The organism is Ornithinicoccus sp. (assembly GCF_057176825.1).
On sequence record NZ_CM169976.1, the window covers coordinates 3,268,941 to 3,284,554 of the forward strand.

The window sequence follows — 15,614 nt, forward strand, 5'->3', positions numbered from 1 at the left end:
GTGAGGATCGACCAACTGTGTGCACCGCCGTGACCGGACCGGTAGCGTCTGGCAGGTGACTGAGCCCGTTGCACCCGAGAACGCCACCGGACCGGCCCACGCACGGCACGTCCTGGACCAGGTCGGACAGACCCCGATCGGCCGGATCCCCGTCCTCGACGTGAGACCCTCCGTCGACGGCGGTGCCCGACCGACCAAGTCGGTGGTGAACGAGTTGTTCCCGCTGACCGCGACGGTGTTCCGCGAGGGGCACGACGCGGTCAACGCCACCGCGATCCTGACCGACCCGGACGGGGTGGAGCACCACATCCGGATGCACCTGATCAACCCGGGCCTGAACCACTGGCGCACGGAGGTGTATGCCGATCGGCCGGGTGTGTGGTCCTACCGGGTGGAGGGGTGGAGCGACCCCTACGGCACCTGGCGGCACGACGCGACGATCAAGGTGGAGGCCGGGGTCGACGTCGAGCTGATGCTCGAGGAGGGGGCCCGGGTGCTGGAGCGGGCCCGCACCGAAGTGGACCGCACCCCCGAGCAGGACACCCTCCTGGCGGACGCGGTGACGGCGCTGCGCGACACCGAACGACCGGTGGGTGCCCGGCTCGCGGCGGGCACTGGGCCGGACGTCGTGGAGTTGCTGCAGGCGGTCCCGCTGCGCGACCTGGTCAGCCCCTCGGCCGACCACGCCTGGTGGGTGGAGCGCAACCTGGCGCTGACCGGCGCGTGGTACGAGATCTTCCCCCGCTCCGAGGGCGCCACCCAGGACCCGACCACCGGGCTGTGGACCAGCGGCACCTTCGCGACGGCGGCCGAGCGGCTGCCGGCGATCGCCGGGATGGGCTTCGACGTGGTCTACCTGACGCCGGTCCACCCGATCGGCCGGATCAACCGCAAGGGCCGCAACAACACCCTCGACGCCCAGGAGCACGACCCCGGGTCCCCCTACGCGATCGGCGCGGAGGAGGGGGGCCACGACAGCCTGCACCCCGACCTCGGGGACTGGGACGACTTCGACGCCTTCGTCGCCCGCGCCGGGGAGCACGGCCTGGAGGTGGCACTGGACCTGGCCCTGCAGGCGGCCCCGGACCACCCGTGGGTGGAGGAGCACCAGGAGTTCTTCACCACCCGGGCGGACGGCACGATCGCGTATGCCGAGAACCCGCCGAAGAAGTACCAGGACATCTACCCGCTCAACTTCGACAACGACCCCGACGGCATCTACGCCGAGGTCCGCCGGGTGGTGCAGGTGTGGATCGACCACGGGGTCAAGCTGTTCCGGGTCGACAACCCGCACACCAAGCCGGTCGAGTTCTGGCAGTGGCTGATCGCCGACGTGGCCGTGGACCACCCGGACGTGATCTGGCTGGCCGAGGCGTTCACCAAGCCGGCGATGATGCACACGCTCGCCAAGGTCGGCTTCCAGCAGTCCTACACGTACTACGCGTGGCGCAACTCGGCATACGAGTTGCGGGAGTACGTCACCGAGCTGGCCGGCGACGCGGCCACCTACATGCGGCCCTCGTTCTGGCCGACGACCCACGACATCCTCACGCCCTACATGCAGTACGGCGGCCCGACCGCGTTCATCCTGCGGGCGGCCCTGGCGGCGACGCTGGTGCCGACCTACGGGATCTACACCGGCTACGAGCACTGCGAGCACGTGGCCCGGCCCGGCGCCGAGGAGCACATCGACAACGAGAAGTACGAGTTCAAGAACCGGCGCTGGGACCTGGACGGCGAGTGGGAGGGCCAGGGTGAGGCGCAGGGCCGGCCGAACCTGGCGCCGTTCCTGACCCGGTTCAACCAGATCCGGCGCGAGCACCCCGCCCTGCACTGGCTGCGCAACATCCACTTCCACAGCGTCGACGACGAGAACTTCCTGGTCTTCTCCAAGCGGGGCGGCGGGGCGCACGACGGCTCCGACCAGGACGTGATCATCGTGGTGGCCAACCTGGACCCGCACTCCACCCGGGACACCTGGGTGCACCTGCACATGCCGGCGCTCGGCCTGGGCTGGCACGACGGCTTCGTGGCGCAGGACCTGCTCACCGGGGACCAGTGGCAGTGGGGCCAGCACAACTATGTGCGCCTCGGCGCCGAGGGGCTGCCCGTCCACATCATCCACGCGCGGAGGTTCTGAATGCAGCTGCGGGGACTCAACCTGCACCAGCCGGGGCTCCGGCACGACCCGGACTGGTTCAAGAAGGCCGTCTTCTACGAGGTGCTGGTGCGCGCCTTCGACGACTCGACCGGCTCGGGGTCCGGTGACTTCGGCGGGCTGATCAACCGGCTGGACTACCTGCAGTGGTTGGGGGTGGACTGCCTGTGGCTGCCCCCGTTCTACGCCTCCCCGCTGCGCGACGGCGGCTACGACGTGGCGGACTACACGGCCGTCCTGCCGGAGTTCGGCACGCTGCCGGACTTCAAGGAGCTGATCTCCCAGGCGCACGCGCGCGGCATACGGATCATCACCGACCTGGTGATGAACCACACCTCCGACCAGCACCCGTGGTTCCAGGCCTCACGCTCGGACCCGGACGGCCCGTACGGCGACTTCTACGTGTGGTCCGACACCGACGACCGGTATGCCGACGCGCGGATCATCTTCGTCGACACCGAGGTGTCCAACTGGACCTTCGACCCGGTCCGGCGACAGTTCTTCTGGCACCGGTTCTTCTCCCACCAGCCGGACCTGAACTTCGAGAACGAGGCCGTGCAGGAGGCGATGTTCGACGTCGTCCGGTTCTGGATGGACATGGGCATCGACGGGTTCCGGCTCGACGCGGTGCCCTATCTGTATGAGGAGGAGGGCACCAACTGCGAGAACCTCCCCCGCACCCACGAGTTCCTGGCGAGCCTGCGGGCGATGGTGGACACCGAGTACCCCGGGCGCGTGCTGCTGGCCGAGGCCAACCAGATGCCCGCCGAGGTGGTCGACTACTTCGGCACGCCGGAGGCCCCGGAGTGCCACATGTGCTTCCACTTCCCGGTGATGCCGCGGCTGTACTACGCGCTGCGGGAGGAGAAGGCCGAGCCGATCCGCACCGTGATGGAGCAGACCCCGCCGATCCCCGACGGCACCCAGTGGGGCACCTTCCTGCGCAACCACGACGAGCTGACCCTGGAGATGGTGACGCCGGAGGAGCGCACCGCGATGTACGGCTGGTACGCCCCCGACCCGCGGATGCGCGCCAACGTCGGCATCCGGCGCCGCCTCGCCCCGCTGCTGGACAACTCCCGCAGCGAGATCGAGCTGATCAACGCGCTGCTGCTCAGCCTGCCCGGGTCCCCCTGCCTCTACTACGGTGACGAGATCGGAATGGGCGACAACATCTGGCTGCAGGACCGCGACGCGGTGCGCACCCCGATGCAGTGGACCCCCGACCGCAACGCGGGCTTCTCCACGGCCGACCCGGGCAAGCTCTACCTGCCCGTCGTCTCCAGCCTCGTCTACCACTTCGGCGGGGTGAACGTGGAGGCGCAGATGGCGACCGGCTCCTCGCTGCTGCACTGGGTGCGCGGCATGTTGCAGGTCCGCTCGCGGCACGCCGTGTTCGGCCTCGGCGAGTTCCACCTGTGCGCGTCCGACAACGAGGCGATCCTGCCGTTCGTCCGGGTGCTGCCGCCGTCGGTCAACCCCGACGAGGTCGAGGGCCACCCGGCGGTGCTGTGCGTCAACAACCTGTCCTCCCGGCCGCAGGCGGCCCGGATCACCCTGCCGGAGCAGCTTCGCGGCGCGGACGCGATCGACCTCTTCGGCGGCACCGGCTTCCCCGATGTCTCCGCGGATGGGACGATCCAACTCACCATGGGGTCGCGCGACTTCTTCTGGCTCGGCCTGACCCCTGACCAAGGAGCGTGACCCGATGGGCGCCGTGACCCCCGACTTCGCCGAGTTCCTGCCCGGCTGGGTGTCGAACCGCCGGTGGTATGCCGGGAAGGGGCGCTCCCCGCGGCTGCGCCTGGCCGGGATGCTCCGCTGGGAGGACCCGGCCGGCGAGGTGGGAATCCAGACCCACCTGCTGGTGGACGAGTCCGGCCCCGAGCCGGTCGTCTACCAGGTGCCGCTGACCTACCGCAGCGAGCCGGTGGAGGACCTGCACACCGCCCTGGTCGCGACGGTGGAGCACTCCGAGCTGGGCACCCGCTACATCTACGACGCTCCCGCGGACCCGGTCTTCGTCCAGGCCGTGCTGGACCTGGTGCACGACTCGGCGCAGGTCGCCGACGACCGCGAAGGCGGGACGTCGACGGCGACCGGGCACGCCGTCGAGGGAGCCGCCGAGCGGCCGGTGGTCGCGCGCTCGGCCGTGCTGACCGGTGAACAGTCCAACACCTCGGTGATCGTGCGGACCGAGGGCGACGGCGACCCCCTCATCATCAAGCTGTTCCGGGTGCTGCACGCCGGGGAGAACCCGGACGTGGCGGTCCAGACCGCGCTCGCCGCGGCCGGCAGCACCCTGGTGCCCCGGCCCGCCGGCTACATCGACGGCACGTGGACCGACCCGGCCGGCGAGGAGGTCAGCGGCCACCTGGCCTTCGTCCAGGAGTTCCTGCCCGGTGTGGAGGACGCCTGGCGCCGGGCGCTGGTGGCGGCGGAGGCCGACGAGGATTTCACCGCACGCGCGACCGCGCTGGGGCAGGCGACGGCGCAGGTCCACGCGACGCTGCACGAGGCCCTCGGGACGACCCCGGTCGACGACGCCGCGCGGGCGCAGGTGCTGGAGCGCCTGGCGGCACGCAAGGACGCGGCCCTGGCCGAGGTCCCCGAGCTGGCCGAGCACGCCGCCGCGATCGAGGAGGTCTATGCCGCGGCGGCCGAGGCGGACTGGCCGGGCCTGCAGCGGGTGCACGGCGACTACCACCTGGGCCAGGTGCTGGACGTGCCGGACCGCGGCTGGGTGCTGGTCGACTTCGAGGGCGAGCCGCTGCGGGCCCTGGCCGAGCGCTCGGCCCCGGACCTGACGCTGCGGGACGTCGCCGGGATGCTGCGCTCCTTCGACTACGTGGCGGGCACCCTGGCCCAGGAGCGGGGACTGGACCGCGCCGGCTGGGCCTCCGCCTGCCGCGAGGCGTTCCTGGAGGGCTACCGCCAGGGGTATGCCGAGGAGCCGGCGGGTGCCGGACCCGCCGGTCCCCTGCTGGATGCCCTGGAGATGGACAAGGCCCTCTACGAGGTGGTCTACGAGGCCCGCAACCGGCCCACCTGGCTGGCCATCCCGGTGTCCGGCGTCGAGGCCCTGCTGCGCCGCCGCTCCGGCGAGGCCCCCGAAGCAGCGGCAGCCGAGGAGGCCCCCTCCTCCTCGGCTGCCGCGCCCACCGGCACCACGGCATACGTCACCTCCGAGGTCCCGGAGGCGGGGGTGGTCGAGGAGCCCACCGAGGGGGAAGCCAGCGCGGACGACACCGCTGGCGACACGGCCGAGACGACCACGACGAGCGAGGACGCGGACGCTGCTGCCGAGGCGCCGCAGCGACCCGGCGCCCGCCCGCTGAGCGGCGAGGACGTCGAGCGGCTGGTCCGCAGCCTGCACAACGACCCGCACTCGGTGCTCGGCGCGCACCCGCACGACGGCGGCGTCACCGTGCGTGCCCTGCGCCCGCTCGCCTCATCGGTGAGCGTGGTGCTCCCGGGCGAGCAGCGGGTGGCGATGCAGCACGAGACGCACGGCATCTGGGTGGCAGTGCTCGACCAGCAGGAGGTCAGCGACTACCGGTTCGAGGTGGAGTGGGGCGACGGGGTGACGCACCGTCAGGACGACCCCTACCGATTCCTGCCCACCCTCGGGGAGATGGACCGGCACCTGTTCTCCGAGGGGCGGCACGAGCAGCTCTGGGAGGTCCTCGGGGCGCACGTCCAGGTCTACGAGGGGCCGCTGGGCCAGGTGTGGGGCACTTCGTTCGCGGTGTGGGCGCCGCACGCCCGTGGGGTGCACGTCGTCGGCGACTTCAACCAGTGGGACAACTCCGCGCACCCGATGCGCATCCTGGGCAGCACCGGCGTCTGGGAACTCTTCGTTCCCGGGGTCGGCGAGGGCACCCGCTACAAGTTCGACATCACCGGACCGGACGGCCACCGGCGCCTGAAGGCCGATCCGATGGCGCAGGCCGCGGAGGTGCCACCGTCCTCGGCCTCGATCGTCACCCGCAGTCACCACGAGTGGGGCGACCACGAGTGGCTGCAGCGGCGGGCCGAGCGCGACCAGCACGCCGGGCCGATGAGCGTCTACGAGGTGCACCTGGCGTCCTGGCGCCGCGGGCTGTCCTACCGGGAGCTGGCCGACCAATTGGTCGTCCTACGTCTCCGAGATGGGCTTCACGCACGTGGAGTTCATGCCTGTGATGCAGCACCCCTACGGCCCGTCCTGGGGCTACCACGTCACCGGCTACTACGCGGCCGACTCCCGCCTGGGCTCCCCCGATGAGCTGAAGCTGCTGATCGACCGGCTGCACCAGGCCGGCATCGGCGTCATCCTGGACTGGGTCCCGGGCCACTTCGCGACCGACCCGTGGGCCCTGGCCCGGTTCGACGGCACCCCGATCTACGAGCACCCGGACCCGCGCAAGGGCTGGCACCCCGAGTGGGGCTCCTACATCTTCGACTTCGGTCGGCCCCAGGTGCGCAACTTCCTGGTCGCCAACGCGCTGTTCTGGCTCGAGGAGTTCCACGCCGACGGGCTGCGGGTCGACGGGGTCGCCTCCATGCTCTACCTGGACTACTCCCGCGACGAGGGCCAGTGGGTGCCCAACCGCTTCGGTGGACGGGAGAACCTCGAGGCGGTGGGCCTGCTCCAGGAGACCAACGCCACGGCATACAAGCGCACTCCCGGGATCGTCACGGTCGCCGAGGAGTCGACCTCCTGGCCCGGGGTGACCCGGCCGACCGACCAGGGCGGGCTGGGCTTCGGGTTCAAGTGGAACATGGGGTGGATGCACGACTCGCTGGACTACGTCGGCGCGCAACCCGATCCACCGGCAGTACCACCACCACCAGCTGACCTTCTCGCTGATGTACGCCTTCAGCGAGCGGTTCGTGCTGCCGATCAGCCACGACGAGGTGGTGCACGGCAAGGGGTCGCTGCTGCGCAAGATGGCCGGCGACCGGTGGCAGCAGCTGGCCAACCTGCGGGCCTACCTGGCGTTCATGTGGGCCCACCCCGGCAAGCAGCTGCTCTTCATGGGTCAGGAGTTCGCCCAGGAGTCGGAGTGGGCCGACGGCCGCAGCCTGGACTGGTGGCTGCTGGACCAGCCGGCGCACGTCGGCGTGCAGCACCTGGTCCGCGACCTGAACCGGTCCTACCGGGACACCCCGGCGCTGTGGGAGGTCGACGACCACCCCTCGGGGTTCCAGTGGTTGGAGGCCGACGACGCCCGGGGCAACACCTTCGCCTTCGTCCGCTACGGCAGGCCGGATGAGGACGGGCAGCGCCCGTTGCTGGTCGCCGTGGCCAACTTCGGCGGGCACCCGCGGTCCCACGTCCGGGTGGGCCTGCCCGCCGGTGGGACCTGGCGGGAGCTGGTCAACACCGACGCCCACGACTACGGCGGCAGCGGCGTCGGCAACATGGGCCAGGTGGAGGCGCAGGACGTGCCGCACCAGGGTCAACCGTGGTCGGCCGAGCTGAGCGTGCCGCCGCTGGGCGTGCTGTGGCTGGTGCCCGATCCCGACGCGGGATCCGCCGACGAGGCCCGGGCGGGGGACGACGCCGAGGAGAACAGCACCACCGAGCAAACCGGCACCACCGAGCAGCAGGAGGACTGACCATGGCCCGTCACGACCGCGCCGGGACGACCGCCCGGGACGAGGACCTCATCGACGTCGCCGCACGTCGTCGACGCGCGTACTACGCACCGCAGCCCGATCCGGAGCAACGTCGGACCAGCAGGTCGCGTTCGGCACCTCCGGGCCACCGCGGGTCAGCTCGCTGGACGCGGCGTTCAACGAGGCAGCACATCGCTGGCGACCACCGCAGGCGATCGTGCGAGTACCGCGCGGCACAGGGCACCGACGGCCCGCTGTTCATCGGCCGCGACACCCACGCGCTGTCCGCGCCCGGCCTGCGGCCAGCGCTCTGGAGGTGCTCGCCGCCAACGACGTCGACCGTGCTGGTCGACAGCGCGCGACGGCTACACCCCCACCCCGGCGGTCTCCCACGCGATCCTGCAGGCACAACGGCGACCGGGCCGCGTACGCATCCGGGCCCGGCTCCGCCGACGGCATCGTGGTCACCCCGTCGCCACAACCCGCCCCGGGACGGCGGGTTCAAGTACAACCCGCCGCACGGCGGACCGGCCGACACCGACGCGACCGGCTGGATCGCCGACCGGGCCAACGAGCTGCTGCGGGCCGGTCTGCGACGGCGTGCGCCGCATCCCGTTCGACCCGCGCGCGCGGCAGCACGCGCACGGCATACGACTACCTGCGCGACCTACGTCGACGGACCTGCCCGAGCGTGGTCGACCTGGACGCGATCCGCGAGGCCGGGCGTGCGGATCGGCGCGGACCCGCTCGGCGGCGCCGCGGTCGACTACTGGGGCGCGATCGCCGAGACGCCACGGGCTGGACCTGACCGTGGTCAACCCGCGAGGTCGACCCGACGCTGGTCGGTTCATGACGCTGGACTGGGACGGCAAGATCCGGATGGACTGCTCCTCGCCCGAACGCGATGGCCTCGCTGATCGGGACGATGCAGGGCGGCGACGCCTACGACATCGCCACCGGCAACGACGCGGACTCCGACCGGCACGGCATCGTCACCCCCGACGGCGGCCTGATGAACCCCAACCACTACCTCGCCGTGGCGATCGAGTACCTGTTCGCGCACCGGCCCGGACTGGCCCGCGCGGCGCCGGCGTCGGCAAGACGCTGGTGTCGCTCGTCGCTGATCGACCGGGTCGTCGCCGCGCTGGGCGCGCACGCTGGTGGAGGTGCCCGGTCGGGTTCAAGTGGTTCGTGCCGGGGCTGCTCGACGGCGTCGGTCGGCTTCGGCGGCGAGGAGTCGCGCCGGGCGCCTCGTTCCTGCGCCGCGACGGCTCGGGTGTGGACCACCGACAAGGACGGGATCATCCTGGCGCTGCTGGCCAGCGAGATCCTGGCGGTCACCGGCAAGATCCCCGTCGCAGCGGTACGCCGAGCTGGTCGGCCGAGCACGGCGACCGCCGCGTACGCCCGCATCGACGCCCCCGCCGACCGGGCAGCAGAAGGCGAAGCTCAAGGCCGCTCAGCCCCGAGGACGTCACGCGCCACCGAGCTCGCCGGCGAGCCGATCACCGCCACGCTCACCGAGGCGCCCGGCAACGGCGCGGCGATCGGCGGGCTCAAGGTGACCACCGAGAACGCCTGGTTCGCCGCCCGCCCCTCCGGCACCGAGGACGTCTACAAGATCTACGCCGAGTCCTTCCGCGGCCCCGAGCACCTGGCGCAGGTGCAGGCCGAGGCCCAGCAGCTCGTGGACGCCGCCCTCACCAGCTAGCCCCCCTCCTTATCGCGACCGGACGGGTGGTGTGGCGGTCCCACACCGCACCGGACGGGTGGTGTGGCGGTCCCCGCACATGGCAAACGCCAGTCCACCCGTTCGGTGACCTCTCAGACCGCCAGATGACGCGTTCGGTGACCTGTCAGACCGCCAGACGAGGCGTCCGGTCGGGAGGGGGAGGCGGTGAGGGTGGAGGTGGGGGTGGGTCAGTAGAGGGCGCTCATCAGGGACTGGCGGGCCTTGGCCACCCGCGGGTCCTGGGCGCCGACTACCTCGAAGAGCGAGAGCAGGTGCTCACGCGCGGCGTTGCGGTCGTCCCCGGCGGTGGCCCGCACAGCGTCGACCAGCCGCAGGAAGGCGTCCTCGACGTGGCCACCGACCAAGTCGAGGTCGGCCGCGGCGATCTGGGCGGCCACGTCCTTGGGGTTGTCGGCGGCGGCCTTGCGGGTGGCTTCGACGTCGAGGTCCTGGGTGCGGCGCAACAACTGGACCTGCCCCAGGCCGAGACGGGCCTCCTCGTCCTGCGGGTTCTCCGTCAGGGCCTGCTCGTATGCCGTGACCGCCGCATCAAGGTCGCCGCGGTCGATCGCGTCGTAGGCCTCCTGGTGCAGGGGCGGCAGCTCGTCCTCGGCCGGAGTCTCGGCGCCGTCCTGGCCCGCTTCGCCGGTCTCGGTCGCCAGGTCCACCCGACCGGTGACTCCGTTGGTCACAGCCGCCTGCAGGAACTGCTCCAGCAGCGGGCGCACCTGGTCCTCGGGCTGCGGGCCGAGGAAGAACGGGGCCGGCTGACCCGAGAGCAGGCCGATGACGGCCGGCAACTGGCTCAGCTGCCCGAAGGCCTGCTGCAGCACCGGGGCGAGCGCCTGCACCACGCCGGGGTTGGCGTTCATCTCCACGGAGACGACCCGGAAGCGTCCCTCGAAGCTCCGGGCGAGCGCGGCGAGGGTGTCGACATACTGCCCGGACTCCGGCAGCTGCTCGGCCCAGAGCACCAGGACGGCCGGCACCTTGAGAGTGTCGGTGACGACCTCGTTGAAGGTCTGGTCGGTGGCGCGGACCACGACCCCGTCGGTGGCGCCGTCCGGCGGCGTGCCACCCCCGGCCGCGCTGGTCCCGGTGGGGCCGGCCGGGCCGCCGGAGGGCGGCGCACCTCCCGGGGCGGGACGGCGGAGCGCGGACAGGTCGACCGCGCCACGCAGGGCTGCGCTGCTGAAGGGTTGCTGCGTCATGGCTCCATTGTCGCCGACGACGGGGTCGACTCCGAAACGGGGCGCAAGGGCGTCAGTCGCCCTCGCCACCGACGATCTGCTCGCGGGCCGCGATGACCTCGGGATCGCCGTCCTCGGGGATGTGCACCGCGACGAAGACCGAGGTGTTGAGCCGGGCCTCGTCGGTGACAGCCCGGTCCCGGGTGAAGTACCACCAGGTGTCGGGCGGGGTGAGCTCCATGCCGCTGTAGACGTCGAACACCGACTCCCGGTCCAGCACCCCGAGGGACAGTCCGGACCCGTCGGCCAACCGCAGCGTGAAGAGCTGCTGGTCGCTCAGCTCGTGGGACTGGGTGAACTCGGCCTGCACCGACACGTCGTTGGCCTGCGCCTGGGCCTCCTGCCGCACGGCGGGCGCGTATCCGTTGGTCCTGATCTCCGTCTCCTCGCCCTCGGACGGGAAGGACAGGTAGGCAGCCAACTCCTCGAGCACCTCGGCTGGCGAGGCGGTCAGCCCCTCGTCGTCGTCCCGCAGGGAGGTCGGCGAGCCGGCGCTGCGCCGGTCGAACTCGCCGAGCGAGGTGCCGGGCAACATGGAGGCCTGCCAGACGATCCGGAACTCCGAGGGATCGCTCTGCCGGGCGATCAGGGACAGCACCGGGGTGCCCTCCTCGGGAACGGACTGGACCAGCACCAGACCGGGCCCGCGGGCCCCGGACCGGCTGATCGCCAGGACGCTGAAGTCGACGGGCGACTCCTCGGCATCCCACTCCGCCGGCTTGCCCTCGACGGGCTCGAGCCGTCCGGCCGCCATCTGTGCCTCCAGCTCCGCGCCGGCGAAGGCCAGCTCCCGGGAGTCGACCGCCTCCTGGCCGTCGAGCTGGGTGGACTCCATGCCCTCGGTCAGCAACTGCTCGGCCCAGGTGTCGGCCTCCTCGATGCTGAGCGTGCCCGCGGGACCCTCGTCCTCGGCGGACTCGTCGGCGCCCGAGGTCGCCCCCGCGGCATCGTCGGTGGCACCCGCGGCGTCACCGGTCGCACCCGCGGCATCACCGGTCGCACCCGCGGCGTCACCGGTGGCCTCGGCGCCGTCGTCCGCGGCCCCGCCGGTGGCGCTGGCGCTGTCGCCGGTGGAGCCGGTCGCGGTGCTGTCGGCGTCGTCGTCACCGGTGCAGGCCGAGAGCACCAGGGTCGACGTCAGGGCAGCCGCGAGCAAGGAATGGGAAAGCTTCATAACGAAATGGTAAACACAGGGGGCTGTGTATTGCGAAATCTGACAGCGCGGGATAACTGCGCGCGCGGCGGGCTCTCCACCCGCTCCACCCCCGGAACTGTTCCCCAGACGTCAAGAACATCGAATCTTTCTCCACAATCCGTCCTCCCACCGCACCCGCGGGCAGCAGACTCGTGCAGCACAGCCGTTCTTGCCAGCCATCAGGAGGCCAGCATGACCTTGACCACTCCGCCCCCGGTCCAGCAGCACACCCGGACCGCGGCGGCCCCGGACGTGCCGTCACCGGACCGCGAGGAGATCCTCGACTTCCACCTCGGGGGCAAGCTGCGGGTGCACTCCAGCGTGGAGCTGACCACGCGGCGCGCCCTGTCCATCGCCTACTCCCCCGGCGTGGCCGAGGTGAGCAGCACGATTGCCGAGCGCCACGAGCTCGCGAGCACCTACACCTGGGCCGGTCGCCTCGTGGCCGTGGTCAGCGACGGCACCGCGGTGCTAGGTCTGGGCAACATCGGCCCCGCCGCGGCGATGCCGGTGATGGAGGGCAAGGCCGCCCTGTTCAAGACCTTCGCCGGTCTGGACTCGATCCCGTTGGTGCTGCCCCGGATGAGCGTGGCCGAGACGGTGGAGACACTGGTCCGGCTCCGGCACAGCTTCGGCGCGATCAACTTGGAGGACGTCAGCGCCCCGCTCTGCTTCGAGTTGGAGAAGGCGCTGGACGAGGCGCTGGACTGCCCCGTGATGCACGACGACCAGCACGGGACCGCGGTGGTCACGCTCGCCGGGCTACGCGGCGCCGCCGCCGTGGTCGGCCGGGACCTGCAGGACCTGCGGGTCGCGGTGATCGGGGCCGGCGCCTCCGGCACCGCCTGCGCCAAGCTGCTCCTGGCCGCCGGGGTGGAGGACATCACGGTGGTGGACTCCCGCGGCATCATCGAGTCCGGCCGCAGCGACCTCAACGAGGCCAAGACCGAGCTCGCCGCGCTCACCAACCCGCGCCGGCTGACCGGCGGCGTCGACACGGCCCTGCGCGGGGCGGACGTGTTGCTCGGCCTCTCCTGCACCACCGTGGCCGAGGAACACATCGCCGCCATGGCCCCGGACCCGATCCTGTTCGGCCTGTCCAACCCGACGCCGGAGGTCTCCCCGCAGCTCGCGGCGCGCTACGCCAGCGTCTACGCGACCGGGCGCAGCGACTACCCCAACCAGGTCAACAACGTGCTGGCCTTCCCCGGGATCTTCAAGGGCGCGCTGGACGCCGGTGCCCCACGGATCACCGAGGAGATGAAGATGGCGGCGGTCGATGCGATCAGCGGCCTGGCCGCCGAGCACCTCAGCCCCACGACGATCCTGCCCAGCCCGCTGGACGCGCGCGTGGCCCCCGCCGTGGCGGCCGCCGTCCAGGGGGCAGCGCTGCCCAGCTGAGCAGCGCCCGAGCTGCCCTCCCGAGCGGAGGGCGACGACCGGTCCGGGTGCTCGGTCGGTCCGGTCGTCCGTCGCGGCCGTGGGTGGGTCTCCCGCCCACGGCCGCGACTATGTCGCCGTCCGCACCATCCGCAGCTCGGTGATCCCGTCGTGCTGGTCGGTCGACTCGGTGCCGTCGCCGGCGAACCCGTGCCGGTGGTAGAAGGCGATCGCGCGCTCGTTGCCCTTGGCCACCCAGAGGTATGCCGAACGGTCGCCGAGGGTGGCGGCCATCAGTTGGTCGGCGAGACCGGTGCCCTGGTGCTCGGGCAGCACGTTGAGCGCCCACAACTGCCAGTCAACCGGGGGCGTGTCGTCGCGGGGCGGCCCGAGGCAGATGAAGCCCACGGGGTCCTCCCGGTGGGACGCGATCAGCACCTGCTGCCCGGTGGCGAGCCGACCACTACGGGCATCGGCGCCGGGCTGCTCCGCCCCGTCGACCCACCGGTCCCACTGCCGCGCGAACCCCTCGGGCGCCAGGGCCTCCAGCACCTCCGGTGCCATCAACCCGGCGTAGGTCTCCCGCCAGATCCGGTGGTGGATCTCCCCCAGTGCCGCGACGTCCTCGCGCCGCGGGAGCCGGAGTCGATAGGCCTCAGGCATCGGTCCCGTCGCGCAGGTGTGCCTCGACGCGGTCCACCTTGGCCTGCAACTGTCCGGTGTAGCCGGGGCGCAGGTCCGCCTTGAGGACCAGGCCCACCCGGGAGGAGTGCGCCGCGACGGCGTCGCACGCGGCCTTGACCACGGCCATGCACTCGTCCCACTCGCCCTCGATGGTCGTAAACATCGAGGTGGTCTCGTGGGGCAGGCCGGACTCCCGCACGACGCGGACCGCGTCGGCGACCGCCGCGCTCACCGAGCCGTCCTCGTCGGCGGCGCCCGACGGGGCGATAGAGAAGGCGAACAGCACCGCTCAGCCCTCGCTTGCCTGAGTCGGGACCCGGACGATCAGCGCGTCCCCCTGGCCACCGCCGCCACACAGCGCCGCGGCGCCCACGCCGCCGCCCCGCCGCTTCAGCTCCAGGGCGAGGTGCAGAGCGAGCCGAGCACCCGACATACCGATCGGGTGGCCCAGGGCGATGGCACCACCGTTGACGTTGACCCGCTCCGGGTCGATCCCCAGCTCCCTGGTGGAGGCCAGACCCACCGCGGCGAACGCCTCGTTGATCTCGACCAGGTCCAGGTCGGTGGGCTCGATGCCTTCCTTCTTGCAGGCGAGGGCGATGGCGCGGGCCGGCTGGCTCTGCAGCGTGGAGTCCGGGCCGGCGACGACCCCCTGGGCGCCGATCTCGGCGATCCACTCCAGCCCGAGCTCCTGGGCCTTGGCCCTGCTCATCACCACGACCGCGGCGGCGCCGTCGGAGATCTGGGAGGCCGACCCCGCGGTGACGGTGCCGTCCTTGCGGAAGGCCGGACGCAGCGTGGCCAGGGTCTCGACCGTGGTGTCGGCCCGGATGCCCTCATCGGTCCGGAACTCGACCGGGTCACCCTTGCGCTGCGGGATGGACACGGTGACGACCTCGTCGTCAAACCGGCCTTCCTCCCACGCCTGGGCTGCCAGCTGGTGGCTGCGGGCGGAGAAGGCGTCCTGCTCCTCGCGGCTGAACTCGCGATCCCCCTCGTTCGCGGCCTCGGTGAGGTCGCCCATCCCCTGGTCGGTGAAGACGTCCCACAGGCCGTCGTAGGCCATGTGGTCGCGCAGCGTCACGTCGCCGTACTTGAACCCGCCGCGGCTCTGCGGCAGCAGGTGCGGCGCGTTGGTCATCGACTCCTGGCCCCCGGCCACCACGATGTCGAACTCCCCGGCGCGGATCAGCTGGTCGGCGAGCGCGATCGCGTTGAGCCCCGACAGGCACACCTTGTTGATGGTCAGCGCCGGCACGTCCATCGGGATGCCGCCCTTGACGGCCGCCTGCCGGGCCGGGATCTGGCCGGCACCCGCGGTGAGGACCTGCCCCATGATGACGTACTCCACCTGGTCGCCGGAGACGCCGGCCTTCTCCAGGGCGCCCTTGATGGCCAGGCCCCCCAGGTCGGTGCCGCTGAAGCCCTTGAGCGAGCCGGACATCCGACCCATCGGCGTCCGGGCGCCCGCGACGATCACGGAGGTGGCCCGGCCCTCGGCGGACCCGCCGGGCTGGCTCGCGGCGGTGGCGGTGTCGGTCATGGTGTCCTCCAACAGCGACGGTGGGGTGTGCAGGGCGGGGTGGCCCCGCCGCTCAACTCTAGTCCCGC

General features: G+C 71.9%; 9 protein-coding genes and 2 pseudogenes. 6 read left to right on the plus strand and 5 right to left on the minus strand.

Annotated elements, in window-relative coordinates; translation table 11 throughout:
• The first annotated feature begins 55 nt into the window (after positions 1 to 55).
• The 5 genes and pseudogenes from AC1QRC_RS16365 to AC1QRC_RS16385 all read left to right on the plus strand — a co-directional run bounded on the left by AC1QRC_RS16365 (position 56) and on the right by AC1QRC_RS16385 (position 9,473).
• Positions 56 to 2,140 (plus strand): alpha-1,4-glucan--maltose-1-phosphate maltosyltransferase, encoded by a 2,085-nt coding sequence (locus AC1QRC_RS16365; RefSeq protein WP_484204322.1) that lies wholly within the window; start codon positions 56 to 58, stop codon positions 2,138 to 2,140.
• Entirely contained in the window at positions 2,141 to 3,862 is a 1,722-nt protein-coding gene (gene treS / locus AC1QRC_RS16370; protein WP_484204323.1) for a maltose alpha-D-glucosyltransferase, read from the plus strand.
• A gap of 4 nt (positions 3,863 to 3,866) precedes the next feature.
• Positions 3,867 to 4,112: pseudogene (locus tag AC1QRC_RS16375) on the plus strand (maltokinase N-terminal cap-like domain-containing protein); the annotation flags it as partial.
• A 1,380-nt stretch (positions 4,113 to 5,492) separates the two neighbouring features.
• A pseudogene (gene glgB / locus AC1QRC_RS16380) lies at positions 5,493 to 7,762 on the plus strand (1,4-alpha-glucan branching protein GlgB).
• 904 nt (positions 7,763 to 8,666) lie between these two features.
• Positions 8,667 to 9,473 carry a hypothetical protein gene (locus AC1QRC_RS16385; RefSeq protein WP_484204324.1) on the plus strand — a complete coding sequence of 269 codons (807 nt, stop codon included), beginning with the start codon at positions 8,667 to 8,669 and terminating at the stop codon, positions 9,471 to 9,473.
• A 209-nt stretch (positions 9,474 to 9,682) separates the two neighbouring features.
• Here AC1QRC_RS16385 and AC1QRC_RS16390 read toward each other — a convergent pair whose 3' ends face one another.
• Together AC1QRC_RS16390 and AC1QRC_RS16395 are read right to left on the minus strand one after the other, a co-directional pair.
• A complete protein-coding gene (locus AC1QRC_RS16390) occupies positions 9,683 to 10,705 on the minus strand; it encodes a tetratricopeptide repeat protein (protein WP_484204325.1) in 1,023 nt (340 codons plus the stop codon).
• A gap of 52 nt (positions 10,706 to 10,757) precedes the next feature.
• The gene (locus tag AC1QRC_RS16395; protein WP_484204326.1) at positions 10,758 to 11,918 is read right to left on the minus strand and encodes a hypothetical protein; all 1,161 of its coding nucleotides are present in this window, start codon (positions 11,916 to 11,918) and stop codon (positions 10,758 to 10,760) included.
• Between the two features lie 213 nt (positions 11,919 to 12,131).
• Between AC1QRC_RS16395 and AC1QRC_RS16400 the strand changes: the two genes are divergently transcribed.
• Positions 12,132 to 13,340, plus strand: a complete 1,209-nt coding sequence (locus AC1QRC_RS16400) for an NAD(P)-dependent malic enzyme (RefSeq protein ID WP_484204328.1) — start codon at positions 12,132 to 12,134, stop codon at positions 13,338 to 13,340.
• Positions 13,341 to 13,448: 108 nt separating this feature from the next.
• Here the strand turns inward: AC1QRC_RS16400 and AC1QRC_RS16405 are convergent, their stop codons facing one another.
• From AC1QRC_RS16405 to AC1QRC_RS16415, 3 genes are read right to left on the minus strand one after another with little or no spacing between them, the layout of a single operon-like run.
• The gene (locus AC1QRC_RS16405; RefSeq protein WP_484204329.1) at positions 13,449 to 13,982 is read right to left on the minus strand and encodes an N-acetyltransferase family protein; all 534 of its coding nucleotides are present in this window, start codon (positions 13,980 to 13,982) and stop codon (positions 13,449 to 13,451) included.
• The gene (locus tag AC1QRC_RS16410) at positions 13,975 to 14,289 is read right to left on the minus strand and encodes a thiamine-binding protein (protein WP_484204330.1); all 315 of its coding nucleotides are present in this window, start codon (positions 14,287 to 14,289) and stop codon (positions 13,975 to 13,977) included. The genes AC1QRC_RS16405 and AC1QRC_RS16410 overlap by 8 nt, the downstream gene beginning before the upstream one ends.
• 3 nt (positions 14,290 to 14,292) lie before the next feature.
• Positions 14,293 to 15,546: an acetyl-CoA C-acetyltransferase gene (locus AC1QRC_RS16415; protein ID WP_484204331.1), complete on the minus strand. Its 1,254-nt coding sequence runs from the start codon at positions 15,544 to 15,546 to the stop codon at positions 14,293 to 14,295.
• Positions 15,547 to 15,614 lie beyond the last annotated feature (68 nt).